This window comes from Brachybacterium horti (genome assembly GCF_054777615.1).
This window is the reverse complement of sequence record NZ_BAAHAM010000003.1, coordinates 658,538-683,367: the sequence shown is the minus strand read 5'-3', so window position 1 is coordinate 683,367 and position 24,830 is coordinate 658,538. Positions and strand designations below refer to the sequence as shown.

At 73.0% G+C, this 24,830-nt stretch carries 22 protein-coding genes and 1 tRNA gene; 11 read left to right on the top strand and 12 right to left on the bottom strand.

The genetic code is table 11. The annotated features are described in order from the left end of the window. The first annotated feature begins 168 nt into the window (after positions 1-168). Positions 169-1,380 carry a pyridoxal phosphate-dependent aminotransferase gene (locus ACYVAP_RS12565; protein WP_498860880.1) on the top strand — a complete coding sequence of 404 codons (1,212 nt, stop codon included), beginning with the start codon at positions 169-171 and terminating at the stop codon, positions 1,378-1,380. An 85-nt stretch (positions 1,381-1,465) separates the two neighbouring features. Here the strand turns inward: ACYVAP_RS12565 and ACYVAP_RS12560 are convergent, their stop codons facing one another. Further along, on the bottom strand, positions 1,466-1,855 hold the full coding sequence (locus ACYVAP_RS12560) for a DUF1304 family protein (protein ID WP_259360754.1): 390 nt from the start codon (positions 1,853-1,855) through the stop codon (positions 1,466-1,468). Between the two features lie 112 nt (positions 1,856-1,967). Here ACYVAP_RS12560 and ACYVAP_RS12555 point away from each other — a divergent pair, with 112 nt between their 5' ends. Continuing rightward, entirely contained in the window at positions 1,968-2,558 is a 591-nt protein-coding gene (locus ACYVAP_RS12555; protein WP_462589894.1) for a TetR/AcrR family transcriptional regulator, read from the top strand. Further along, positions 2,555-2,977: an organic hydroperoxide resistance protein gene (locus ACYVAP_RS12550; protein WP_137771520.1), complete on the top strand. Its 423-nt coding sequence runs from the start codon at positions 2,555-2,557 to the stop codon at positions 2,975-2,977. Before ACYVAP_RS12555 ends, ACYVAP_RS12550 begins: the two co-directional genes overlap by 4 nt. 81 nt (positions 2,978-3,058) lie before the next feature. Here the strand turns inward: ACYVAP_RS12550 and ACYVAP_RS12545 are convergent, their stop codons facing one another. From ACYVAP_RS12545 to ACYVAP_RS12520, 6 genes are all read right to left on the bottom strand, one after another. Then, positions 3,059-4,036: a zinc-binding dehydrogenase gene (locus ACYVAP_RS12545; RefSeq protein WP_498860879.1), complete on the bottom strand. Its 978-nt coding sequence runs from the start codon at positions 4,034-4,036 to the stop codon at positions 3,059-3,061. Between the two features lie 168 nt (positions 4,037-4,204). Then, positions 4,205-5,680 (bottom strand): ferredoxin--NADP reductase domain-containing protein, encoded by a 1,476-nt coding sequence (locus tag ACYVAP_RS12540; RefSeq protein ID WP_498860878.1) that lies wholly within the window; start codon positions 5,678-5,680, stop codon positions 4,205-4,207. A gap of 142 nt (positions 5,681-5,822) precedes the next feature. After that, entirely contained in the window at positions 5,823-6,773 is a 951-nt protein-coding gene (locus ACYVAP_RS12535) for a formate transporter FocA (protein WP_498860877.1), read from the bottom strand. Between the two features lie 48 nt (positions 6,774-6,821). After that, on the bottom strand, positions 6,822-7,838 hold the full coding sequence (locus ACYVAP_RS12530; protein WP_498860876.1) for a transglutaminase family protein: 1,017 nt from the start codon (positions 7,836-7,838) through the stop codon (positions 6,822-6,824). Then, positions 7,831-10,113, bottom strand: a complete 2,283-nt coding sequence (locus ACYVAP_RS12525) for a circularly permuted type 2 ATP-grasp protein (protein WP_498860875.1) — start codon at positions 10,111-10,113, stop codon at positions 7,831-7,833. The genes ACYVAP_RS12530 and ACYVAP_RS12525 overlap by 8 nt, the downstream gene beginning before the upstream one ends. Before the next feature lie 75 nt (positions 10,114-10,188). Next, entirely contained in the window at positions 10,189-10,866 is a 678-nt protein-coding gene (locus ACYVAP_RS12520) for an AIM24 family protein (protein ID WP_498860874.1), read from the bottom strand. A gap of 177 nt (positions 10,867-11,043) precedes the next feature. Here ACYVAP_RS12520 and ACYVAP_RS12515 point away from each other — a divergent pair, with 177 nt between their 5' ends. The 3 genes from ACYVAP_RS12515 (at position 11,044) to ACYVAP_RS12505 (ending at position 14,266) form a co-directional block, all read left to right on the top strand. Continuing rightward, entirely contained in the window at positions 11,044-13,209 is a 2,166-nt protein-coding gene (locus ACYVAP_RS12515; protein ID WP_498860873.1) for a serine/threonine-protein kinase, read from the top strand. A gap of 104 nt (positions 13,210-13,313) precedes the next feature. Beyond that, the gene (locus ACYVAP_RS12510) at positions 13,314-14,126 is read left to right on the top strand and encodes a DsbA family protein (protein WP_498860872.1); all 813 of its coding nucleotides are present in this window, start codon (positions 13,314-13,316) and stop codon (positions 14,124-14,126) included. Positions 14,127-14,194: 68 nt separating this feature from the next. Then, a tRNA-Thr gene (locus ACYVAP_RS12505) sits at positions 14,195-14,266 on the top strand. Between the two features lie 61 nt (positions 14,267-14,327). Here the strand turns inward: ACYVAP_RS12505 and ACYVAP_RS12500 are convergent. The 3 genes from ACYVAP_RS12500 to treS all read right to left on the bottom strand — a co-directional run bounded on the left by ACYVAP_RS12500 (position 14,328) and on the right by treS (position 19,035). Then, complete coding sequence (locus ACYVAP_RS12500) at positions 14,328-15,458, bottom strand: type I restriction endonuclease (protein WP_498860871.1); 1,131 nt, start codon at positions 15,456-15,458, stop codon at positions 14,328-14,330. Positions 15,459-15,689: 231 nt separating this feature from the next. Further along, the gene (locus ACYVAP_RS12495; protein WP_498860870.1) at positions 15,690-17,117 is read right to left on the bottom strand and encodes a variant leucine-rich repeat-containing protein; all 1,428 of its coding nucleotides are present in this window, start codon (positions 17,115-17,117) and stop codon (positions 15,690-15,692) included. A gap of 127 nt (positions 17,118-17,244) precedes the next feature. Beyond that, positions 17,245-19,035 carry a maltose alpha-D-glucosyltransferase gene (treS, locus tag ACYVAP_RS12490; protein ID WP_498860869.1) on the bottom strand — a complete coding sequence of 597 codons (1,791 nt, stop codon included), beginning with the start codon at positions 19,033-19,035 and terminating at the stop codon, positions 17,245-17,247. 127 nt (positions 19,036-19,162) lie between these two features. On the opposite strand from treS, the gene ACYVAP_RS12485 reads away from it, so the two are divergent. Beyond that, complete coding sequence (locus ACYVAP_RS12485) at positions 19,163-19,837, top strand: hypothetical protein (RefSeq protein ID WP_498860868.1); 675 nt, start codon at positions 19,163-19,165, stop codon at positions 19,835-19,837. Positions 19,838-19,847: 10 nt separating this feature from the next. Here ACYVAP_RS12485 and ACYVAP_RS12480 read toward each other — a convergent pair whose 3' ends face one another. Together ACYVAP_RS12480 and ACYVAP_RS12475 are read right to left on the bottom strand one after the other, a co-directional pair. Then, positions 19,848-20,444 (bottom strand): hypothetical protein, encoded by a 597-nt coding sequence (locus tag ACYVAP_RS12480; protein WP_498860867.1) that lies wholly within the window; start codon positions 20,442-20,444, stop codon positions 19,848-19,850. 97 nt (positions 20,445-20,541) lie between these two features. Further along, a complete protein-coding gene (locus tag ACYVAP_RS12475) occupies positions 20,542-21,231 on the bottom strand; it encodes a uracil-DNA glycosylase (RefSeq protein ID WP_498860866.1) in 690 nt (229 codons plus the stop codon). A gap of 88 nt (positions 21,232-21,319) precedes the next feature. Between ACYVAP_RS12475 and ACYVAP_RS12470 the strand changes: the two genes are divergently transcribed. The 4 genes from ACYVAP_RS12470 to ACYVAP_RS12455 all read left to right on the top strand — a co-directional run bounded on the left by ACYVAP_RS12470 (position 21,320) and on the right by ACYVAP_RS12455 (position 24,818). Beyond that, on the top strand, positions 21,320-21,607 hold the full coding sequence (locus ACYVAP_RS12470) for a DUF3263 domain-containing protein (protein WP_462589912.1): 288 nt from the start codon (positions 21,320-21,322) through the stop codon (positions 21,605-21,607). 71 nt (positions 21,608-21,678) lie between these two features. Then, positions 21,679-22,269 carry a LytR C-terminal domain-containing protein gene (locus ACYVAP_RS12465; RefSeq protein WP_498860865.1) on the top strand — a complete coding sequence of 197 codons (591 nt, stop codon included), beginning with the start codon at positions 21,679-21,681 and terminating at the stop codon, positions 22,267-22,269. 314 nt (positions 22,270-22,583) lie between these two features. Then, complete coding sequence (gene groL / locus ACYVAP_RS12460) at positions 22,584-24,221, top strand: chaperonin GroEL (protein ID WP_498860864.1); 1,638 nt, start codon at positions 22,584-22,586, stop codon at positions 24,219-24,221. A 138-nt stretch (positions 24,222-24,359) separates the two neighbouring features. Next, the gene (locus ACYVAP_RS12455; protein WP_498860863.1) at positions 24,360-24,818 is read left to right on the top strand and encodes an SRPBCC family protein; all 459 of its coding nucleotides are present in this window, start codon (positions 24,360-24,362) and stop codon (positions 24,816-24,818) included. Positions 24,819-24,830 lie beyond the last annotated feature (12 nt).

Below are 24,830 nucleotides of genomic sequence, written 5' to 3'. Positions count from 1 at the left end.
CGTCGCTCTTCCTGATCGGTGGCGGGCGTCCTCGCCCGGTAATTACTTACGACCCGAAAATAAGGGGTGCGGGACGGGCCGTCAAGGGCCTCCCGCGGGCACCCCTCCGCCCGTGCCGCGCACGGCGCTACCCTGAGCTCTCCCCTCCGACCCGACAGGAGCCGACTGATGATCTTCACCCAGTCCTCGAAGCTGCGCGACGTCTGCTACGAGATCCGAGGTCCGGTCCCGGCAGAGGCAGCACGCATGGAGGCCGAGGGGCACAAGATCATCAAGCTCAACATCGGCAACCCCGCGCCCTTCGGCTTCGAGGCGCCGGACGAGATCCTCGTGGACATGATCCGGTCGCTGCCCACCGCGCAGGGCTACTCCGACTCCAAAGGCCTGGTCTCCGCCCGCCGCGCGGTCGCGCAGTACTACCAGACCAAGGGCATGCCCGGCATGGAGCTGGACGACATCTACCTCGGCAACGGGGTCTCCGAGCTCATCCAGATGACCTGCCAGGCGCTCGTGGACGACGGCGACGAGGTGCTCGTGCCCGCTCCGGACTACCCGCTGTGGACCGCCTCGATCGCGCTCGCCGGCGGCCGCGCCGTGCACTACCGCTGCGACGAGGAGCAGCAGTGGTGGCCCGACGTCTCCGACCTCGCGGACAAGGTCACCGAGCGCACCAAGGCGATCGTCGTCATCAACCCCAACAACCCCACGGGCGCGGTCTACCCCGAGCACGTGCTCAGGGAGATCGTCGAGGTCGCCCGCAAGCACGGGCTGATGATCCTGGCGGACGAGATCTACGACAAGATCCTCTACGATGACGCGGTCCACCACCACATCGCGAAGCTCGCCCCGGAGCTCCTGACCATCACCTTCGACGGGCTCTCCAAGGCGTACCGGGTCGCGGGCTTCCGCGCCGGGTGGATGGCGCTCTACGGCCCCAAGGACCACGCGACGAGCTTCATCGAGGGCCTCGACGTGCTCTCGAACATGCGGCTGTGCCCCAACGTCCCGGCCCAGCACGTGGTCGCGACGGCGCTCGGCGGCCATCAGTCGATCCACGAGCTCCTGCTCCCGGGCGGCCGGCTCAAGGAGCAGCGCGACGTGGCCTACGAGGGGCTCAGCGCGATCGACGGGGTCGACGTCGTCAAGGCCCAGGGCGCTCTCTACATGTTCCCGCGCGTGGATCGCGAGATGTACCGGATCGACGACGACGAGCAGTTCGCCTTCGAGCTGCTGCGCTCCAAGAAGCTCCTGGTCACGCAGGGGACGGGCTTCAACTATCCGACGCCGGACCACTTCCGGCTCGTGACGCTCCCACCCGTGGACCTGCTCGAGGACGCCGTGGACCGCATCGCCGACCACCTGGCCTCGATCCGGCGCTGATCCCGGCCCCCGGGGTCGACGCGGACGGGGCGCCCGCCTCCGCCATCCGGCGGGAGCGGGCGCCCCTTCTGCGTGCGCGGGTGTCTCAGATCGCGAGGCCGATCACGAGGGCGAGCACGGCCAGCAGCGGCAGCGTGCCCTGCTTGATCGCCGCGGCGCGGTGCGCGGGGGAGGCGAGCAGCAGCACGAGCGCGGCGGCGAGCATGCTGCCGGTGCCCGCGAGGGCGAGCGCGCCGCCCACGGCGGTGGAGCCGGCGAGCAGCAGGATCGCGCCGAGCGCCGCGAGCACGGCGAGGAAGAGGTTGTAGAAGCCCTGGTTGAGGGCCATGAGCTTCGTCGTCTCGATCTCCTCGGGCGACTGCTCCCCGAACACCGCCTGCGAGCGGGGCGTGCCCCAGAGCAGGGACTCGAGCGCGAAGATCAGGACGTGCAGGGCCGCCGCCGCGAGGGCGAGCACGGATCCGAGGATGATCACAGGAACCTCCGGGGTTCTATTGAAGTAGTCATTCCACTATAGTGGGGGAGCGGCGCCGGCACCAGGGATCGGCGCCGGCACCCCGGGACGGATCACGGAAGGAGGAGCACGCATGGGACGGCCCCTCACCTTCGATCGCGCCGAGGCGGTGCGCGCCGCGCGCGACGTCTTCTGGCACGAGGGCTACGAAGGGGCGTCCATGGCGACGCTCCAGCAGGCCACGGCGCTGAACGCGAGCAGCATCTACCATGCGTTCGGCTCCAAGCGCGGCCTGTTCGACGCCGCGGTCGAGGACTACCTCGACCAGGTCGTCCGTCCCGGTCTCACCCCGCTGCGCGGAACGGACGTCGAGCCCGGCGCCCTCGCGCGCTACTTCCGCTCCGCCCGCGAGATCTTCGCGGACCCGTCCGGACGCACCCTCCCCGACGGCTGCCTCCTGGTGAACACCGCCTGCTCGGGCCTCGCCCGGGACGACGGGATCGCCGAGGTGGTGCGCGTCTACCGCGCCGAGCTCCACGCCGCGTTCCTGCGCGGCGTCGGGGCCCGGCATCCTGGCCTCCCGCTCGCCGATCGCGAGCGCCTGGCCGAGACCCTCGTCGCGCTGCTCGTCAGCGCACTGGTCATGACCCGGGTGGACACGGGGGCGGCGCTCGCCTCCCTCGACGCCGCCCTCAACTCCTTGGAAGGGAACCCGACATCATGAAGCCCCTGTACACCACCGAGGCCCTCGCGACCGGCGCCGGCCGTGACGGCCACGTCGACGTCGTCGACTCCGACCTCGCCCTCGACCTCGCCGTCCCCACCGCCATGGGCGGCACCGGCAAGGGCGCGAACCCCGAGCAGCTCTTCGCCGCCGGCTACTCCGCGTGCTTCCACTCCGCGCTCCAGCTCGTCGCCCGCGAGCGCAAGGTGAAGATCGACGGCTCGAGCGTCGGCGCGCGCGTGAGCATCGGCTCCGAGGAGAGCGGCGGCTTCTCGCTCGCCGTCGAGCTCGAGGTCGTCATCCCCGAGCTGGACCAGGAGACCGCGCAGGCCCTCGCGGACGCCGCCCACCAGGTGTGCCCGTACTCGAACGCGACCCGCGGCAACATCCCCGTCACGGTCACCGTCTCCGACGACTGATCCTCCCGCGTCCCCGGCGCGGATGCGGAGGGGCCCCGGCAGGAGATTCCTGCCGGGGCCCCTCGTCGTGGTGGGCCGGGATCAGGGGCGCAGCAGGACCTTGCCTTGGCGGCCGTCGGTCAGGGTCGCCGCGACGGCGTCCGCGACCTCGTCCAGGCCGAAGGTGCCGGCGACCGGCAGGGTCGCCTCGCCCGAGAGCAGGCGCGCGATGATCTCGCCGATCAGGCGGCGGCGCTGCTCGTCGCTCATGTCGGCGGAGATCTGGGCACCCCAGAAGCCCTCGACCTTCAGGTCCTTGAAGATGATCGGCCCGGAGGGGAGCGCCATGGTCGTCGCGCCCATCGCGCCGAAGACGACGAGGCGGCCGCCGCGGCCCAGCAGCGAGAGCACCTGGCCGGCGGCCTCGCCGCCCACCGAGTCGAGGCCTGCGGCCACGTGGGCGTCGCCGATGAGGGCGCGGGCCTGCTCCTGCCAGTCGTCCTGGTCGGTCGCGACGACGTCGCCGATGCCCTGCGCGGCGAGCTCCTCCACGCCGCTGCTGCGGCGCACGAGGCTGATCACGCGCAGGCCGCGGGCGCGGGCGAACTGGGCGACGAGGCGGCCCACGGCGCCGGTCGCGGCGTTCTGGACGAGCACCTCGCCCTCGGCGAGGCCGAGGTGCTCGAGGAGCGACAGGGCGCTGAAGGGCATGGCGACGAGCTGGGCGGCGGCTTCGTCGGGCAGCTCGGCCGGCAGCGGGACGAGCGAGCCGGCGGGGGCGGTGAACAGCTCCGACCAGGTGCCGGGGGTCGCGGTGGCGGCGACGCGGTCGCCGACGGCCACGGAGTCCACGCCCTCGCCGAGGGCCTCGACGACGGCGACGGCCTCGCTGCCGGGCACGGCCGGGAGCTCGGGGCGCACGCCGTAGGTGCCGCGGATCGTCCACAGATCATGGTGGTGGATGGGGCTGAGGACCAGCCGCAGCAGCACCTCGCCGGCGGCGGGCGCGGGGGCCTCCGCCTCGCGGGTGGTGAGGACGTCGGCGGGCTCGCCGAACTGCTCGTAGGACACGGTGCGCATGGGACCTCCTAGTAGTGGAATGACTATTCCACTATAGGTCCGCAGCGCCGGGCGCGCACCGCCCCGACGGGCGAGCTCCCTCACGTGGACGCACGACGGGCGCCGTCCGAGGAGGACGGCGCCCGTGGCGCTGCGACCCGGCACACCCGGGCAGCGAGAGGGGGAGGATCAGGCCGGGGTGCTGACCGAGATCGTGGTCATGCCGTCGCGGGAGACGCGCACCATCTCCTCGCGCTCGACGACCTTCACGCGGGCACGCGGCTCGCCCTCGGCGTCGACCTCCGCCGCGCCGAGCGACTTCTCGTGCTCGTCGAGGGCGCGCCAGCCCTCCCACGTCGTGTACTCCACGCCGCGCTCGTCGAAGGTGCGCAGGATCGCGTCCGGGTCGCGCTCCGGCGCCGGGGTCAGGGCGCCCGCGTCGATGTCCTCGAGCAGCGAGGAGATCGTCTCGATCGCATCGGACTTCGTGGCACCGATCAGGCCCACCGGGCCGCGCTTGATCCAGCCGTTGGCGTAGACGCCCGGGATGACGGTGCCGTCGGCCTTCGTCACGCGGCCGGCGGCGTTGTGGATCACGCCGCGGCTCTCGTCGTAGGGGACGCCGGGCAGCTCCGAGCCGAAGTAGCCCACCGCGCGGTACACGGCGCCGAGCTCGTAGTCCACGAGCTCGCCCGTGCCCACGAGGGAGCCGTCCTCCTCGAGGCGGGTGCGCTCGAAGCGCATGCCCGTGACCTTGCCGTCCTCGCCGAGCACCTCGACGGGGCGGTGCCAGAAGTGCAGGTGCAGGCGGCGCTGCACGGGGCCGCCGTGGGCGTCCGTGGGCTCCTCGCCGGCCGCCTCGCGGCGCTTCTGCTCCTCGAGCCAGCCCTCGAAGGTCGAGACGATCTGGTCGGTGCGCTTGTCCGCGCGGATCGCCTCCCACTCCGCCTCGGTGATCTGCTCGAGGTCGCGGCCCTCGAGGACGACCTGGACGCCCTTGGGGTGCGCGAGCTCGCGGGTCTCGAGCGGGGAGAACTTCGACTGCGCCGGGCCGCGACGGCCGAACACGTGCACGTCGGTCGTCGCCGCGGCGGCGAGGCCCGCGTGGACGTTCGCCGGGATCTCCGTGCGCAGCAGCTCGTCCGCGCTCTTGGCGAGCACGCGCGCCACGTCGAGCGCGACGTTGCCGTTGCCGATCACGGCCACGGACTCCTGGTCCAGCGCCCACTCGCGCGGGTAGTCGGGGTTGCCGTCGTACCAGGCCACGAAGTCCGCGGCGCCGAACGATCCCTCGAGGTCGATCCCCGGGATGTCGAGGTCCGCGTCCTTGAGCGCGCCGGTCGCGAAGATCGCCGCGTCGTAGTGGGTGTGGAGGTCCTCGATCGTGAGGTCCGTGCCGAACTCGACGTCGCCGAGGAAGCGGATGTCGCCGCGGTCCAGGATCCGGTGCAGCGCCGTGATGATGCCCTTGATGCGCGGGTGGTCCGGCGCGACGCCGTAGCGGATCAGGCCGAAGGGCGTGGGGAGCTGGTCGTACAGGTCGATCTCGACCGCCAGCTCACCGCTCTTCACGGGCGCGGAGCGCAGCAGGGTCTCGGCGGCGTACACGCCGGCGGGGCCGGAGCCGATCACTGCCAGGCGGAAGGGCTGCGTGGAGGAGGACATCTCACCTCGGTCTCGTGGCGCGCGGGGGCGCCGGGTCGCTGAGAATTCCGCGCCATCCTATATGCGGAAATGCCGGCGGCCGAGGAGTGTGAACCATTGCTCCCCCGCGTGACACGGGGCTGCCGAGGGAACCCGTCAGGGCTCAGGAGGCGCGGCCCCGGGGGCTCGTCGACGCCTGATCGGTCGCGGCTGCGGCGGCGGTCCCGGCGGCGGTCACCTCGTCACGGCGGTAGGCCGCCCAGAAGTACGCCGCGACGAGCACCGCGCCGCCCACGATGTTGCCCAGCAGCACCGGCACGAGGTTGTCCCACAGCGCATGACCCGCCGTGATCGCCGCGAAGTCGGCCTTCGTGACCCCCGCCGCGGTGATCGCCTCGCCCTGCCAGAAGCCGGCGCCCTCCGCGTTCTTCACGAGCAGGCCCAGCGGCAGCATGAACATGTTCGCGACGGAGTGCTCGAAGCCCGTCGCGACGAACAGCGCGATCGGGCCGGCGACGGCGAGGACCTTGTCCGCGACCGTCTTCCCGGCGATCGAGACCCAGACCGCGAGGCACACGGCGAGGTTCGCGAGGATCCCGAGCACGAAGGACTGCCCCCAGCTGTGGGTCACCTTCGCCTCCGTCGTGGTGAGGACGACGAGCCCCCAGGCGGAGCCGTTCGTGGACGGGGTCCCGGCGAGGAAGATCAGCAGCGCGACCGTCAGCGAGCCCACGAGGTTCCCGGCGATGCTGATGCCCCAGTGGACCAGCATCTGCCCGGTCGTGATGCGGCGCGAGAGCCACGGCATGGCCGTCATGGTGGTGCCCGTGAAGAGGTCCGAGCCGCTGACCACGACGAGGCCGAGTCCCACCGAGAAGGCCACGCCGCCGATGACCTTCGCGATGCCGATCGGCCAGGCGCCCATGCCCTGCTGCGAGGTCACCATGAACACGAAGCCGAGCGCGATGTAGGCGCCGCCCGTGAGGGACAGCAGGAACATGCGCCCGCGCGGCATGGTCGCCTTCGCGAGCATGCCCTCCTCGAGGGTGCGGGCGAGGGCGGCGGGTGCGGGGATGGCCGTGCTCGCCGGGGCAGGGGTGGAGGGGGTGCTCATGGGTCTCCGTCCGGCAGGGGAGGGGATGGCGGGAAATGCGCCCTCAGGCTATTCCCCCTGACCCCCGCGGGAGGCGGTTTCCCCCGTATCCGGCCCGGCCGGACGGTCGGCGGCGGGCTGCGGGACCACGCCGACGGCGACCCGGAGCGTGCTGCTCGCCCCCGGCGGGCCCACGACGATGCCCTTCAGCGGAGGGACGTCCGCGTAGTCGCGGCCCCAGGCCGTCGTGACGAAGCGCTGGTCCACGAAGGTGTTGTTCGTGGGGTCGATGTCCACCCAGCCGGTGCCCGGCACGAGCACGCTCAGCCACGCGTGGGAGGCGGCGGAGCCGATCATCTCGCCCGCCGGCTCCGTGACGAGGGCGCCGTCCGCCGCGGGGGCCGTGCGCAGGTAGCCCGAGACGTAGCGCGCCGCGAGGCCCGCGGCGCGCGCCGCGGCGACCCCGGCGTGCGCGAAGTCCTGGCACACGCCGTGCCGCGCCTGGAGCACCTCCTCGAGCGTCGAGGTGACGGTCGTGGCGGCGGAGTCGTAGGTGAACTCCCGGAAGATCATCCCGGTCAGCGCCGCGAGCGCCTCCCCGATCGGGCGCTCGGGCGTGAGCACCTCCTGGGCGAGCTCCTGCGCGGCGGCGAGCGCGGGCACACGCGGCGAGGGGTGGGTGAAGTCGATGCTCTCCGCCGGCATGAGCGGGCCCCAGTGCTCCGGGGTGCACTGCTCCCAGGGCCGCTGGAGGGTCTCCGCGGGATAGCGGCGCTCCGCGACGGAGACCACGGCCCGGGAGTGCACGTCGAGGTGCTCGTGCGGCTCGTCCACGAGCAGGTAGGTCGAGGAGTTGCCGAAGAAGTCGGTGTGCGCGGTGAGGCGGGCGGGCGCCGGGTCCACGGTCACCTCGTGGGAGAGCACCCGCTGGTGCGGGGTCGCGCGGGGCTCCACGTGGGCGCGGCCGTAGTTGCGGGAGACCGCCTTCGCGTAGCGGTACGCGGTGAGATGGTGGACGCGGTAATCGATCGCCGGGGCGTCGGGGCTCTCATCGCGCAGGGGGATGCGGGGCAGCTTCTCAGACATCGTCGAACCCCCAGGGGGAGGTGGACTCGGAGGCGCGGAAGAACCGGTTCTCCAGGGCGGTGGACAGCTCGCGCACGGACTCCATGGCGGCGCCCGCCTCGGCGACGAGCCCGGTGGGGGAGCCGGGCTCCTCGTCGCGGGGCGTGAGCAGCTCGCGCGGCTGCCAGGCGCCCACGCGGCTGCGCAGCGCCGCGAGCGGGGCGCGGAGCTCGACGGCGGGGGTCCGCTCCGGGAGGCGGTCGAGCACGGCGCCGAGCCGGTCGAGCTGGAAGGCGAGGGAGCGGGGGAGCGTCGCGTCGCCGATCAGCAGCTCGAGCAGCAGCTCGGGCTGGACCGCCGCGTGGTACGTGCGGCGGTAGGTCGCGCCGGACTCCGTGATCGCGACGACGGCGGCCGTGACCCGGGCCTCCGCGGCGGCGCTGCGGCGACCACCGAGGGCGGCCTTGAGCAGGGCGAGCAGGGCGGAGGTCCGCTCGATCCTCCGGCCCGTCTCGGTGAGGTCCCAGCCGAGGTCGCGGGGCATGGAGTCCGCGACCGCGCCGGAGAGCGCGAGGCAGCCGTCGACCATGTCGGTGAGGCCCTGCTCGAGGGGCTCGTCGGCCCCGCCGAGCGCACGGATGCGGCCGCGCATGCGGGAGATCGAGGGCCAGACGCTGTCCGAGACGAGGTCCCGCAGTCCGCGCGTGGTGTGGGCGAGCGCGGCGAAGGACTGCGCGAGCGAGCCGGGGCGGCCCGTGTCGTGGAGCAGGCTGCGGATCTCGTCGCGCACAGCGCCGGTGTCGTGCACGTCGATCGTGTGGAAGCCGGGGAAGGTCGTGGTGACGTCGGTCGTCGCCTCGAGCAGCACGGCGAGCGCGGTGCGCGGGGCCCGGCCGGTCTCCGCCGAGAGGTCGTTCGTGGAGTCCAGGACCGTGCGCAGCAGTCGCGCGGTCGAGTCGACCCGCTCGAGGTAGCGGCCGAACCAGAAGAGGTCCGAGCCCACCGAGCGGGTCATCGCCGGGTAGGGCGAGAGGCCCGTGGGGGCGTCGTCCGCGCCCGGGGCGTGGACCGCGCCGGTCGCATCGTGCGGGTCCGCGCCCGCGGAGGAGCTCGGCGGGACGGCGACCCAGACGTCCTTGAGCGTCTCGGGGGCGGCGTCCGCGGTGCGGGCGATCCCGCCGGGCATGACCTCGAAGCCGTCGGCCCCCGCCATGACGAGGAGCTGGAGCCGCACCGGGCGCTCGACGAGCGCGTCGCCGCCCGCGGGGTCCAGGGACGGCGCGGTCGAGGGCGCCGTGGTCGCGGGGGCCGCCCCGGGTTCAGACGGTCCGTCCTCCGCGGGGCGCAGAAGCAGGTCCTCGTGGAGCAGCTGCCGGCACAGGTCCGGCAGGGCGCGCGCGAGCGCGGGGTTCTCGAGGATCCCCGCCCCCAGCGGGTTGAGGATCTCCACGTCCCCGCAGCGGGCGGCTTCGACGAGCCCCGTCACGCCGCCCAGCGGGGTGGGCCCGAGGTCCAGCGGGTCCAGGAGGGAGGAGGGCACGAGCCGCACGAGCGCGTCGATGCCGTCCCCGGGGTCGGGGTCGGCGCCCGGGAGCCGCAGCGAGAGCGAGCCGGAGCCGGTGCGGAGGTCCGTCACGGAGACGACGGGCGCTCCGAGCAGGTTCGCGAACCAGTGGTGGTCGAAGGCGCGCAGCGGATCGGTGCTGTCCGTGAGCACCACGGCGCGGCCGGCGCGGCCCTCGGCCCGGCTGCGCTGGTGGAGCGCGGAGCGCATGCCGTCCATGAAGGGGTGCAGGCGCCGCAGTGCGGTCGAGGAGTACAGCTCGGGGGCGCTGCGGGAGAGGGCGCGGCGCAGCTCGAGGGCGAGGCCGGCGCCGTCGGGCACGTCCGTGTGGTCGGCGAGGACCTGCCATCCGCCGTCGGCGGCGCGCTGCACCGTGCAGCCGAGCGCGAGCAGGTGGGTGCCGCCGCGGGAGGGGATCGAGGTGGCGGTGCGCAGGTACGCGGGGTCGGCGAGCAGCGCGGCGGCCGGGGCGACGTCGCTGCCGAGCACGGTGCGAGGCCCGTAGAGATCGGCGTGCAGCGCGTCCAGCAGCCGGGCCCGCTGGACGAGGCCCGCGGAGAGCTCCTCCCACTCCTCCGGCCCGAGCACCACCGGCACCGGGTCCAGGGCGGGGGAGGGGACGGAGACGTCGGAGGCGAACAGCGAGCCGGCCGCCGCCGCGGCGCGACGCCGGCCGGCGGGGCCGAGGGCGTCGAGCGCGCGAGCGGGCGCGGTCGGGATCGCGATGGTCACGGCGTCATCGTAGGCGGGCCGCCCGGGAGCGGGGCGCATGCCCACCCCCGGGTGGCCGTCGCCGGTCCCGGCAGGTCAGGACGTCGAGACGACCGGGGCGCCCTCGGATGGCTGGACGACGACGAAGCCCGGTCCGTGGAAGCCCAGCTGGAAGGACTCGCCGGAGCCGCGGCCGATGAGCGAGCCCATCTTGAAGTCGTTCTTGATCTGCGGCTGCAGGTTCGCGGACCAGCAGACGGCCGCCTGCGGGTCGACGTAGGTGGGCTGCTGCGAGCAGTCCAGGAGCATCGGCGGGCCGTCGGAGGTCACCGCGACCATGCCCTGTCCCTGGAGGAAGAGGTTGAACAGCCCGCCCGCCATGAAGCCGCCGGCGCCCAGGGAACGGATGTCCCACTGGATCGAGGAGTCGAAGGCGAGGAGGTTCTTCGTGTTCAGCGTGATCGCGTCGCCCTCGAGCTGGAGCAGGAAGATCTCCTCGGCGTTCTTCGCGAAGAACACCTCGCCCTGGCCGCGCACGTGCATGAGGTTGCCGCCCTCGCCGGTCGCGAGCTTCTTCAGGAGCTTCATGCCGCCGCCGGAGCCCTGGTAGGCGAAGTCCATCTGACCCTGGTAGGCGACCATCGCGCCCGCGGCGGCGATGATCTCCGGGGACTGCGGCTGCAGCGCGCAGCGCAGCATCTTCGAGGACTGCAGCGCCCAGCGGTCCGTCGTCTGGCGCTCCTGGTTCGTGGCGTCGAAGAGGTTCGAGCGCATGGGACCCACCCTTCCGCGCCCGGGGGTCGGCTCCGGCCGCACGGCCGCTCCCGCGCGGCCGTGCGCATCGTCCCACAGCCGGGACCGCCCCGCACCCTGTGCGGAGCCTGCGTGCGCCTCGTGAAGGTCCGCCCCGGATGCACGTCGCCGCGCGGCCCGTTCCGTAGCATGGCGCGCATGGAGGAGACCCGACGCCAGCGCACGCCCCGCCGCGATCCCCGGCTCGGCGCGCTCGCCGAGGAGTCCGGCTACCGGATCGAGGAGCGCATCGGCGCGGGCGGCATGGGCATCGTCTACCGCGCCCACGACGCCGACGGCCGCGAGGTCGCGATCAAGCTGCTGCGCCACGACATCGCCGACGATCCCCGCGCCCGCGAGCGCCTCGCCCGCGAGGTCGCCGCCCAGAAGCTCGTGCGCAGCGAGTCGATCGTGAGGATCCTCGACGCGGAGCTCGACTCGCCGGACGCCTTCGTGGTCACCGAGTTCGTCCCCGGCCCCACCCTCGAGGACGCCGTGCGCGAGCGGGGCGGGCTGCACCCCGAGGCCGTGCGGGAGGTGGGGCTCGTGCTCGGCGACGCCCTGCGCGTCATCCACGCCGCCGGGGTCATCCACCGCGACCTCAAGCCCTCCAACGTGCTGCTGCGCGGCGCCCGCCCGCGGGACCTCGACGGCTTCGACCCCGAGGGCGACCGCCTGGACCCCGTGATCATCGACTTCGGGATCGCGATCGCCGCGGAGGAGTCCCGGCTGACCTCGACCGGGCTCGTCATGGGCACCGCCGCCTACCTCGACCCCGAGGTGGTGCGCACCAACCACACCGCGGAGGCGGGGGACTGGTGGTCCCTCGCGGCGATGCTCGCCTATGCGGCGACGGGCCGCGAGCCCTATGGCAGCGGCCGCGCGGATCTGGTGTTCCTGCGCGCGGACCGCGGGGAGATCGACGTCGACGGGCTGCCCGTCGAGCTCGCCGCCTGGCTGCGGGAGGCGCTGCAGGCGGATCCCGCGCGGCGTCCCGACCCGGCGACGCACCTCGCGAAGCTCGCGGATCTCGACCTGACCCGTTTCGAGGACGCGGGGGAGACCGAGGCCTTCGGGGCCGACGGCCGCACCGCCGTGCTCCCCGCCGGCGCGGCCGCTGCCGGCGCCGCCGCGGCGACACCGTCGGAGGCGCCCGGGGACGAGGCGGCGAGCGGGGAAGGTGGCGACGGGGCGACCACCGTCCTCCCCGTCGCCGACGACGGTGCTGATGCTGATGCTGATGCTGATGCCGCCGACGACCCCGCGACGGGCGCCGGCGCCCCCGGACCGGAGGCCACCCAGGTGCTCCCCGTCGTCGCGGACGGCGACCGCACCGAGACGCTGCCGCGCATCGACGACGCCGGCGCGACCCGCGCGGAGGCGGTGCGCGAGCAGCCGGGTGGCGGGTACGACGCGCCGACCGAGGCGCCGCGCACCGAGGCGCTCCCCGTCGTCGAGTCGCCCACCATGCGCCTGCCCGTGATCCAGGAGGAGCTCGCCGCGCCGCCCCGGCCGGTCCCCACCCCGACCCCGAGCGGGAACGACCCGCGCTCCCACGATCCGCAGCGACCCGTGCAGCGCGGGCCCGACGGCGGCCTCGCCGGCTATCCCGTGACCGCCCCGGTGGCCTCCCCGTACCCGGCGCAGACCTCCGCCCCGTCGCCCTACCCGGCCCCGCAGCCGTACGGGCAGATGGCCCCGTACGGCATGGCGCCGCAGCCCGTCCCGCCGCCGCCCCGCCGGCCGGTGCTCGTGTGGCTCGGCCACCTGCTGCTGATCGGACTCGGCGTCATCGCCCCCTACATCGCCCTCGTGCTCCTGCTGCTGCTGGGCGGCGCCGCCCGCACCTGGGAGCGCTCGCACCGGTCCGTCGCCGCACGACGGATGCGCGGCTCCTCGGGGGCCGGGCCGCTCTGGGCGGCGGGCACCGCGGCGCCCTTCCGGTTCCTGCAGGGCGTCGCGGAGACGGCGCTCCAGGCGGTGCTGCCGCTGCTGCTGGGCCTGCTCGTCGGCGTCGCGGTGGACGCCGCCACGTACCTCGGGACCGGGACCGCCCTGCCGGACGGCGTCGCCCTCGGCACCGCCGTCGGCATCACGACCCTGCTGACCTGGGTCGGGATCGGCTCGCGCACCACGAGACTGGGCGCCCACCGGATGGTTGACGCGGCCGCCCCGGACCGCACCTGGACGGCCGTCCTGCTGGGCCTGCTGCTGCTCCTGCTCGTCGCGGTCGTCGCGACGATCGGTGCGCGCCAGGGCATGGTCGACTACTTCCCGTTCTCCTCCGGGCCGACCCTCGAGTCCATCGCCTTCTGGCGCCGCTGAGCGGTCGGCGTGGGCCGGGTCTCCCGTCCCGGGATCGTCGAAGGTTCCACGGATACACTCGCGGCGTTCCCACCCTCGACCGCCGCACGGCGCAAGGAGAGACCATGGCGTCCGGATCCCCGAAGTCCGCGAGCGAGCGTCGCGAGGCGCAGCGCGAGGCGCTGCGCCAGCAGCGCCAGGCCGAGCTGCGCCGTCAGCGCTCGGTGCGGATCATCATCATCGCCGTCATCACGGTGATCGCGCTCGCCCTGCTCTCCGTCGCGGGCCTGTTCATCTACCGTGCCGCCACGGCGGACAAGCAGCCGGTGACCATGCCGACCGGCGTGAGCGAGGACGCCCCGTACCTCACCTTCGGTGCGGAGGAGGGCTCCGGCGCCCCCGTCGTGGACCTGAACCTCGACTTCATGTGTCCCTACTGCGGGCAGTTCGACGGCGTGAACTCCGCGGACATCCAGGAGCTCGTCGAGAACGACCAGATGACGCTGCACCTCACGCCGCGCCGCTTCCTCGACGCGAACTCCACGAGCGGCGACTACTCCACACGCGCCGCGAACGCGCTCGTGTGCGTGTACGAGGAGAACCCGGACAACGCCCTCGCGTTCACGACCCTCATGTACGAGAACCAGCCGGCGGAGGGCTCCGCGGGGCTCACCGACGACCAGATCCTCGAGTACGCCAAGCAGGCGGGCGCGAGCGACGAGGTGAGCAGCTGCATGAGCTCCAAGACCTACTGGGGCTACGTGCGCAAGGCGGCGGAGCCCTACGGCGCCGACCTCGCGAGCTCCACCCCGTACGTCGCGATCGACGGCACCGTCTTCGAGGACTACTACACCGAGGGCGCCTTCAAGCAGGCCGTGCTCGAGGCGGCGGGATCCTCCGCCTCCGACGCCGGTGGCGCCTCCGACAGCGGACGCTGACATGGGCGGGGAGCCCTGCTCTCCGCTACCATTCCGGGGTCGATCGGCGCGCTGATCGGCCCCGGCCCGCTGGAGTGGCGCAACGGTAGCGCACCTGTCTTGTAAACAGGCGGTTGCGGGTTCGATTCCCGTCTCCAGCTCGAGAGAGAGTCCCCCTGCCCGTGATACTGGCAGGGGGACTCCCTGCGTCACGGGGACGGTTCAGGCCTCGACGGGGACCGGGACCTGGTCCCCGGCGTGGCGCCGCACCGTGTCGCGGATCTGCTCGGCGTAGCGGTAGATGTCGTCGAGGTCCTCGAGCAGGTACCGGGTCTCCACCTTGTTCTCGTCGAACAGGCCCAGGTGCTTGCGGGACTTCCCGTTGAACCACAGGCGGGCGATGGACTTGCGGTTGTTGTCGTCCAGCATGATCGCGAAGTAGGTCTTCGAATCCCGATGGGTGATGCGCTGCGGCTTCACGTCGCTGCAGGCGATCGCCTTGATGATCTGGTAGCCGGCGAGCTCCTGCTCGGTGGTGACGACGTCGGCGGGGCCGGTCGCCTCGTCGGCGTTCGTCGCGGCGACCTCGGCCTCCGCGTCCGGTGCCGGTGCGCCCGCGACGAGCGGCGCGGGCTCCGCCTCCCCGAGCGCCGACTTGAGACGGGCGTTCACCTGCTCCTTGAGGAACTGCTTCATCGCCTTCGAGGTCAGCTCCGTGAACTGGCGGATGTTCTCCGCCGTGCCCCGACGGTCGGAGACGCGTCCCATGAGCATCTTGACGAGCTCGGGTGCCGGCTCGCGGAACTCGTCCGCGATCTCGCGTCGGAGAGCGCCCACGTACTTCAGCTCCTCGGCGGAGCTGATCACGGAGTCGAGGTTGAAGGTCCCCTTCGTGAGCTTGCGCAGCTCGGGGAGGATCGTCTCGTCGATGTCGGCCAGGTCGAGCACGAGGAACGGGCGGTCGTCCATCATGTTGGGCTTGTCGAGGTCCGTGTAGAAGTTGAACACCTGCCCGTTGGTCAGCACGCCGATCCGGGCGTTGGTGACCGAGAAGTACCGGAACAGCTGCGAGGCGTGCTTGATGTGCAGCGGGTCCCCGATGCGCTTGCACTCGATGAGGATCTGGACCTCGCCGTCCTTCATGATCGCGTAGTCGACCTTCTCGCCCCGCTTGGTGCCGTGGTCGGCCGTGAACTCCGGGACCACCTCCAGCGGATTGAAGACGTCGTAGCCCAGGACCCGCGAGATGAACGGCATGATGAAGGCGTTCTTGGTCGCCTCCTCCGTCTCGATCGACGGTCCCTGGCTGATGATCTTGCTCGCGATATCCGCGATGGCCTCGTCGAAGTCCACCGTGCATCCCTTCCTCACCGTTCGACGGGCGAGATGCCCGATTGGTGAGGAGTGTGGCAGGAAGGTCGGACACCTGTCCGATACTTCGCCTGATTGACCCGTGTGCGGTCGCGGGCCGCGTGGGCCGAAAAAGGATCGCCCCTCCGCGCCGCCTCGCCATGCCGGCCCTCGCCCATGCCGTGTCCTGCTCGTTACCGATCCGGTCCGATCCGGTCGCTGCCCGGGGCGGGGTCAGAAGGTGTCGTACGAGCCGCGGCTCACCGTGAAGCCCTTCCCGGTCATCACGTTCCAGCAGGTCATGCCGGAGGACTCGCTCGTGCAGGCCACGTCGCCGTTCACGGCGCTCTCCCCGTAGGCGAGGGTCTGCGCGCCGCTGCCGAACTCCTGGGAGCAGTCCGGGGCGGCGTCCTCCCCGGCCACGACGATCGAGAACGGGCCGTCGGCGCAGCCCTCGATGTCGTCGCCGTAGCGGTGCTCCGCCACGGAGCAGCCCACGCTGTCGCCCTCGAGACTGCAGGTGATGTTGCCGGTGGGGGAGGCGACCGCGTCGAGCTCCTGGGCGGAGTCCGGGGCGGGGGAGACCGGGTCGGCGCTCGGCTCCTCGGCGGCGCTGGACTCCTGCTCCGAGGGCTCCGCGGAGGCGGAGGTCGTGCTGTCGCGGCTGTAGGTGTCCTCGCCGTCGCTCAGCCAGGCCCGTCCCGCGAGCAGGCCGACGATCGCGAGGATCAGGGCGAGCAGCAGGCAGCCGCCGCAGGCCCACCAGACGCGGCGGCGGGACCGGCCGTCGTCGTCCGTCGGCGGCGGGTTCTGGCCGCTCGTGCCCCAGGGGATCGGCCCGGCCGGGGCCGCGGCGGCAGGACCGGGAGCGGGGGCCGAGGGGGCGCTCGCACCGGCCGACGGCGCACCGCCGGAGTAGCCACCTGCAGCGGCACCGCCCGCGACAGCACCGCCCGCGGCGGCTCCGGCGACGGCCGGGAAGGCGGCCGTGGGGGTGGGCGGCGCGGTCATGGGGGCGGTGTCGGGCTCGGGCGCCGGGGCGGCGGCCCCTGCGGCTGCCGCGGTCGAGGGACCGGGCGACGCGGGGTCGGCCGAGGGGCGGACCACGGTCCAGGCGTCCACCTCCGGGGCGTCCCCGGGGCCGGCGGCGGCGTCGGCGTCCGCGGCGGGGGAGCGCGTCAGCGCCGGGTCCGCCGAGGGTCGACCTGCGCCGGGCGGCAGGGCGACGACGCCGCTGCCCTCGTTGATGCGCACCCCGCTGCTCGCGGGGACCGGCTCGTGCGGCTCGGTGGGCGGGCCGGCGTCCAGCGGCACGGAGGCCTCCGGCGCGGCGGTGAGCGGGGCGAGCGAGGTGTCGGGCTCGGCAGCGGGGGCGGCGTCGGTCTCGGTCTCGGACCCGGTCTCGGGCTCCGCCGCAGGAGCGGCGTCGGCCTCGGGGGCGGAGGGGGAGCCCGCCTCGGGCGCGGAGCCGGCACTCTGCTCGAAGGCCTGCTTCGCGGAGGGGTTCGTCGCGAGGATCCACGAGCGCGCGGCCTCCGGGCAGGACGGGTTCGTCACGATGGCGTCGTGCAGCTCGGGATGGCTCTGCGTGAGCTCGAGCAGCCGCTCCGGCGCGGTGCGCGGGTCGCGCGCCTCCTGCTCGGGCGTTCGAGGTGTCGTCACATCCGTCTCCGATTCCGTCGTCCCGGCCGCAGTCTCGGCCGAGTCCGGGCGAGCACGATACAGGTCCCGCCTCCGGACGCCGGTGAGACGGCGGCGCGGCCGGCCCCGTGACGGGACCTCCACCGGGTCAGATCCCGACCGCGGTGTCGTCGATCACCGGCAGGGCCGTGGTCTGGGTCATCGGCTCGCCGTCCTCCCGCAGCGGGCGCACGCGGAGCCAGTAGAAGCCGTGCGAGCCGAGGGTCAGGGTGAGCGAGCCGTCCTCCGCGATCGGCGGGAACTCGTGGCCGCCGAACAGGTCCCGCATGGTGCGCCGCTCGAGCCCGGTGACGTCGAGCGTCGTCGTCACGGGATGCGCCGCCAGGTTGAACACGCACAGCAGGGTCTCGGCGTGCTCGGCGGCGTCCTCGCGGTGCTCGGCGCCGTCGTAGCTGCGGGTGAAGGCGAGGACCCGCTCCGAGTCCGCCGCGACGGGCCCGTACTCGCCCATGCCGAAGGCCTCGTGGGCGCGGCGCACCGCGAGCATCCCCCGCACGAAGTGCAGCAGCGAGCTCGAGTGCGCCATCTGCGCCTCCACGTTCGCGGTCGCGTAGTGGTAGACGAGGTTCTGCACCACTGGAAGGTACAGCTTCCCGGGGTCCGTGATCTCGCTGAACCCGGCGTTGCGGTCGGGGGTCCACTGCATCGGGGTGCGCACCGCGTCGCGGTCCTCGAGCCAGATGTTGTCCCCCATGCCGATCTCGTCCCCGTAGTAGAGGAACGGCGAGCCGGGCAGCGAGAGCAGCAGGGCGTGGATCAGCTCGAGCTCGGCGCGGGAGTTGTCCAGCAGCGGGGCGAGGCGGCGGCGGATGCCGACGTTCGCGCGCATCCGCGAGTCCGGCGCGTACCAGCCGAGCATCGCCGCGCGGTCCTCCGGCGAGACCATCTCGAGGGTCAGCTCGTCGTGGTTGCGCAGGAAGGTGCCCCACTGGGCGCCGCGGGGGATCGACGGGGTCTGGGCCATGATGTCGATGATGTGCCGGGCGGAGCCCTCGCGCAGGGCGTAGAACAGCCGCGGCATCACCGGGAAGTGGAAGCACATGTGGCACTCCGGGGACTCCTCGGAGCCGAAGTACTCGACCACGTCGCTCGGCCACTGGTTCGCCTCGGCGATGATCACGCGGCCCGGCCAGTGCTCGTCGACGAAGGCGCGCAGCTCGGCGAGGAACGCGTGGGTGGCGGGGAGGTTCTCGCCGTCGGTGCCCTCCTCCTCGTAGAGGTAGGGGATCGCGTCCGCGCGGAACCCGTCGATGCCCTTGTCCAGCCAGAACCGCACGACGTCGAGCATCGCCTGCCGCACGGCGGGGTTCTCGAAGTTCAGGTCGGGCTGGTGGGAGAAGAAGCGGTGCCAGTAGAACTGCCGGCGCACCGGGTCGAAGCTCCAGTTGCTCTCCTCCGTGTCCACGAAGATGATGCGCGCGTCCTGGTACTTCTCGTCGGTGTCCGACCACACGTAGAAGTCCCCGTACGGGCCCTCGGGGTCGGAGCGGGACTCGAGGAACCACGGGTGCTTGTCGCTCGTGTGGTTCATCGGCAGGTCGATGATGACGCGGATCCCCCGACGGTGCGCCTCGGAGACGAGCCGCTCGAAGTCGGTGATCGACCCGAACTCCGGCAGCACCGCCTCGTAGTCGGAGATGTCGTAGCCGCCGTCGCGCAGCGGGGACGCGAAGAAGGGCGGCAGCCACAGGCAGTCGATGCCCAGCCACTGCAGGTAGTCGAGGCGCTCGATGAGCCCGCCGAAGTCGCCCGTGCCGTCCCCGTTGCCGTCCGCGAAGGCGCGCACGAGCACCTCGTAGAACACGGCGCGGCGGTACCAGTGGGGGTCGTAGTCGACCCCCGGTCCCTGCGGGGTGAACTGGGCGGAGTTCAGGGGCATCGGTTCCTCCAGGGGAGTCGTGGCCTCCGCGTCGGGCGCGCGGGGTCGCGGGCGATGGCGACACGGTACTGCGCGGGCGGCCCTCGCCGTAGCATGGGCCCGATCATCCGGGGGGACGGGGAGGCGCATGAGCGAGCAGTGGGGCCCGCAGGGGCCGTCGTCGGCCCAGCAGGGCCGTCCGAACGGTCAGGGCCCGCAGGGCCGCCGCTGGGGGATCTGGATCGCCGTCGGCTGTCTCGCCCTCCTGCTCGTGCTGCTGCTCGTCGCGACGATCGGCGGCGTCGTCCACCTCGTGGGTCGCGACGGTCGCGAGGACCCGCCCGCGACGACCAGCGCCCCCGCGACCGTGACCTTCACCGGCACCACCTTCACGCTCACCCACCCCGACACCTGGGCGGAGGGCGACCGCACCCCGGACACCGGCATGGAGCTGAACCTGCGCCGCACCGCCGGCCAGGAGGAGGACGACGACGGCATGCAGCACGGGGACAACGTGACCGTCTACCAGTTCCAGTCGGAGCGGCAGGCCGTCGCCGAGTGCCGCTGGCAGGCCCCGTTCCTGGGCTGGGGCTTCGACGACCACGAGGACGCCGAGGAGCTCGACCGGACCGAGGTGGGCGGCGCCCCCGCCGCGCACCACCGGGTGCACGGCACGTGGGACGGCCGGCCGGTCGTCGCGGAGACCTGGTGCCTGGACGTGGACGGCGGCGTGCTGCAGATCGTCGCGGAGACCTACGGTGCGGAGGAGATCTCCTCCGAGGAGGCCCGGATCGTCTCGAGCCTCGTGGTCACCGCGGGCTGAACGGGCCGGCTCAGCCCTCCTGCCAGCTCCAGTCCTCGAGCAGCTGACGCGCCGCCTCGGGCTGCTCCTGATCCGGGGCCGGCGCCGACTCGGTGAGCACGGCGATCGCGGCGGTGCCGTCGGCCGCGCAGACCAGATCGGCGCGATAGGCGTCCACGGGCACGGCCTCGAGGGTGCGGCGGTCCGTGGTGCGGCCGTCGAGAGGCGGGGGATCGGCGAGATCGGTGCCGACCTGGGCGAGACCCTGGGTGATCGAGCCGGCCTGCAGGGCGTCGCACAGGGCGGAGGGCCCGGTGCCGTCCTGCGAGCGGAGGATCGAGATGCGCTGCGTGGAATCCGCGGACTCGAGGCCGGCGACGAGGGTGAGGCCCGCGCCCGCGGGCGCGCTGCGGGAGCCCCAGCCTGCCGGGGAGACGGTGGTGAAGCTGCCGCCGTCGATCGCGGTCCCCACCGGCTCCCCCCGGGCGATCGCCATGCCCGCGCCGATCGCCACCCAGAGCGCGGAGACCACGAGGAAGGCGATCGTGCCGGCCCGCCGTCGCGGATCGTCCCGGAGCGAGCGCAGCAGGGCGCGTGCGCGTCCCGCAGTGCTCGTGCCGCCGCTCATGGTCCCCTCCTCCGTCGGCCCCGCCCCACGCTAGACCGCGAGCGTCCCGTGCCCGCGTGCGTTGTGGACAGTCGGCGGGCAGTGGCCCGGGCGAGCCTCAGCCGCGCTCGATGCGCCAGTGCACCGGCGCGGCGCCCTGCTGCTCGAGAAGGGCGTTCACCTGCGAGAACGGTCGGGACCCGAAGAACCCACGGGAGGCGGAGAGCGGGCTCGGGTGCGGCGAGGCCACGTGCGGCACGTCTCCCAGCATCGGCACGAGGGACTGCGCGTCGCGGCCCCAGAGCACGGCGACGAGCGGACCGCCGCGCTCCACGAGGGAGCGGATCGCGAGCTCGGTGACCTCCTCCCAGCCGCGGCGGCGGTGCGAGGCCGGTGCCCCGGGCCGCACGGTGAGCACCCGGTTCAGCAGCATCACGCCCTGCTCCTGCCAGGCGGTGAGGTCCCCGTGGGAGGCGGGCGGGATCCCGAGATCGGCCTCGAGCTCCTTGTAGATGTTCACGAGCGAGCGGGGGAGCGGGCGCACGTGCCGCTCGACCGCGAAGGAGAGGCCGATCGGGTGGCCCGGGGTGGGGTAGGGGTCCTGGCCGACGATCAGCACGCGCACGTCCGCGAGCGGGGTGGTGAAGGCGCGCAGCACGTCCTCGCCGGCGGGCAGGTAGCCGTGTCCCGCGGCGACCTCCTCGCGGAGGAAGCCGCCGATCCCGTGGATGCGCTCCTCCACGGGGGCGAGGGCGCGGGCCCAGTCCTCGGCGAGGGTGTGCGAGAGGGGTCGGGGAGTGCTCGGCATGGTCCCAGTGTGGCAGGGGCGACAGGTCCCCGCGCGGCGGGCGGCGCGCCGCCGACGCCCGCCCCGCGCGCCGCCGTAGGGTCGATCCATGCCCGCCGAGCTCCCCTCCGATCCGTCCGCGTCCGCCCTCTCCGAGAGCGACCGCCGGATCCTCGAGCTCGAATCGCGCACCTTCCGCTACGTGGGGGCGAAGGAGCGGGCGATCCGCGAGGAGATCGGCATCTCCCGCATCGCCTACTACGTGCGCCTGAACGCGCTGCTGGACTCCCCGGACGCGCTCCGCGCGGCCCCCGCGCTCGTGCACCGGCTGCGCGGCCGGCGCGTCTCCGCGGACCCCTCCTCCGCCGTCGCGCAGGACCCGGGTCAGGTGGCCTGAGCCGCACCCTCCGTCGGGACGCGGCGCGTGTGCTCCCGCGACCTCCCTGGCCGAGCTGGTTCAATGGGCCCGTGGCAGATTCCCAGTACCCCTACCCGCCCGACCGGTTCGACGACGAGGCGGATGCCTCCTCGTTCCACGGCGCCCACCGCGCCGAGGAGCCGTTCTGGCGCCAGAACCTGGTCTACATCGTCATCATCGCGGCCGCGTTCGTGGCCCTGGTGGTGCTGCTGTTCGTGATCGGGAACCTCGGTCGCGGCGGGGACGAGCGCTCCGCGGATCCCACGACCCCGGCCGCCTCCTCGCAGGCCGCGCAGAGCGACGGCGGCGGCGACGCCTCGGAGTCCCCGGCCGCCGAGGCCGACAAGTCCACCCCGGTCCTCGTCGTCAACGCCGGCGGCATCAACGGCCTGGCCGGGACCTGGCAGAGCACCCTCGAGGACGACGGCTGGGAGAAGGTCGACGTCGGCACCGCGGACAACCGCCAGCAGGAGGCCGTGGTCTTCTACCGCGACGAGGCGGACGCCGCGAGCGCCCAGGCCCTCGCGGACGCGGTGGGCGCCGGCGAGGCCCGCCAGAGCGACGAGTACGACGCGAGCATCACCTTCGTGGCGATCGAGCAGCCGGCCGACGACTTCGGCTCGGGCGACGGCGAGGGCTGAACGCCCGGCAGCGCGCCCGAGGACGGGCCGCCCACGCCGACCGGACAGCACGTCCGGGGCGCAGGGCGGCCCGTTCTGCATTAGCCCGGGAACCGCGCTGTGCTCGAGGCGAACGGGGTTAGCACTCTCGGGGCGAGAGTGCTTATGATGATCTGGCACTCGGTGCACGGGAGTGACAGCTCTCCGCGTGCCGGGCTCTGAACATTCCGATCCCGTGAGGGATCCGCCGCCGTGGGACAGGAACACGGTGTCGGATGCCGTCCGTCGCGGGCACTGGATCGGGTGGACATCACAGACACGGGAGAGATTCCACCATGGCCAAGCTCATCGCTTACGACGAGGAGGCCCGTCGCGGCCTCGAGCGCGGGATGAACCAGCTCGCTGACGCCGTCAAGGTCACCCTCGGCCCCAAGGGTCGCAACGTCGTCCTCGAGAAGTCCTGGGGCGCCCCCACGATCACGAACGACGGCGTCTCCATCGCCAAGGAGATCGAGCTCGACGACCCGTACGAGAAGATCGGTGCGGAGCTCGTCAAGGAGGTCGCCAAGAAGACGGACGACGTCGCGGGCGACGGCACCACCACCGCCACCGTCCTCGCCCAGGCCCTGGTCAAGGAGGGCCTGCGCAACGTCGCCGCCGGCGCCAACCCGATCGCGCTCAAGCGCGGCATCGACAAGGCCGTGGCCGCCGTCTCCGAGACCCTGCTCGCGCAGGCGAAGGAGATCGAGACCAAGGACCAGATCGCGAACACCGCCGCCATCTCCGCGGCCGACCCGGCGATCGGCGAGCTCATCGCCGAGGCGCTCGACAAGGTCGGCAAGGAGGGCGTGATCACGGTCGAGGAGTCCAACACCATGGGCCTCGAGCTGGAGCTCACCGAGGGCATGCGCTTCGACAAGGGCTACATCTCCGCCTACTTCGTCACCGACGCCGACCGCCAGGAGGCCGTGCTCGAGGATCCCTACATCCTCCTGCTCTCCTCCAAGGTCTCCGCCGTCAAGGACCTCCTCCCGCTGCTGGAGAAGGTCATCCAGTCCGGCAAGCCCCTCGCGATCATCGCCGAGGACGTCGAGGCCGAGGCTCTCGCCGTGCTCGTCGTCAACAAGCTCAAGGGCTCCTTCAAGTCCGTGGCCGTCAAGGCCCCCGGCTTCGGCGACCGTCGCAAGGCGATGCTCGAGGACATGGCGATCCTCACCGGCGGCCAGGTCATCTCCGAGGAGGTGGGCCTCAGCCTCGAGACCGCCGGCCTCGAGCTGCTCGGCCAGGCCCGCAAGGTCGTCGTCACCAAGGACGAGACCACCATCGTCGAGGGCTCCGGCGACGCCGACCGCATCGCCGGCCGCGTGAAGCAGATCCGCACCGAGATCGAGAACTCGGACTCGGACTACGACCGCGAGAAGCTCCAGGAGCGCCTCGCGAAGCTGGCCGGCGGCGTGGCCGTCATCAAGGCCGGCGCCGCGACCGAGGTCGAGCTCAAGGAGCGCAAGCACCGCATCGAGGACGCCGTGCGCAACGCGAAGGCGGCCGTCGAGGAGGGCGTCGTCGCCGGTGGCGGCGTGGCCCTGCTGCAGGCCTGCAAGGACACCTTCGACAAGCTCAGCCTCACCGGTGACGAGGCGACCGGCGCCAAGATCGTGAAGATCGCGATCGAGGCCCCGCTCAAGCAGATCGCCGTCAACGGCGGCCTCGAGGGCGGCGTCGTCGCGGAGAAGGTCAAGAGCCTCCCCGTGGGCCAGGGCCTCAACGCCGCGACCGGCGAGTACGAGGACCTCCTCGTCGCCGGCATCATCGACCCCGTCAAGGTCACCCGCTCCGCGCTGCAGAACGCGGCGTCCATCGCGGGCCTGTTCCTCACCACCGAGGCCGTCGTGGCCGACAAGCCGGAGCCCGTCAAGGCTCCCGCCGGTGGCGACGAGATGGGCGGCATGGGGGGCATGGGCGGCATGATGTGATCCAGCCCCACGGCTGATCACCTGCCGCTCGACCCGAGCGCACAGCGGGCCCCGATCCTCTCCGGAGGGTCGGGGCGCGCTGCTGTCCGCGTGCGGACCGCCGGGCCCGCAGGCACAGCGCATGGGCAGGATGACTCCATGACCTACGAGATCCAGGAGTCCCTCGTCGTCCCCGTCCCGCCGGCGGAGGTGTACGCCGCGATCAGCGACGTCACGCGCACGGGGGAGTGGAGCCCGCAGTGCCGGCGCTGCACCTGGGACTCGGACGCCCGCGGCGTCGGCGCCCGCTTCACCGGGGACAACCGCACCCCCGAGCGCGAGTGGAGCACCACCTCCGAGGTGGTCGCCGACGAGCCCGGGGAGCACTTTGCCTGGTCCGTCGGCCCCGGCCGGGTCGTCTGGGGGTTCCGGCTGCGCGCCGTCCCGGAGGGCACCGAGCTCACCGAGTACACGCGCACCACGCCGCAGCTCCTGGAGGTCTTCACGGAGCGCTACGGCGACCGTGCCGAGGAGGAGATCGCGATCCGTCAGGAGGCCGCGCGCGCCGGGATCCCGGCGACCCTCGCGGCGATCCGCGAGGTGCTCACGGCAGTCTGAGCCGTGACCTTC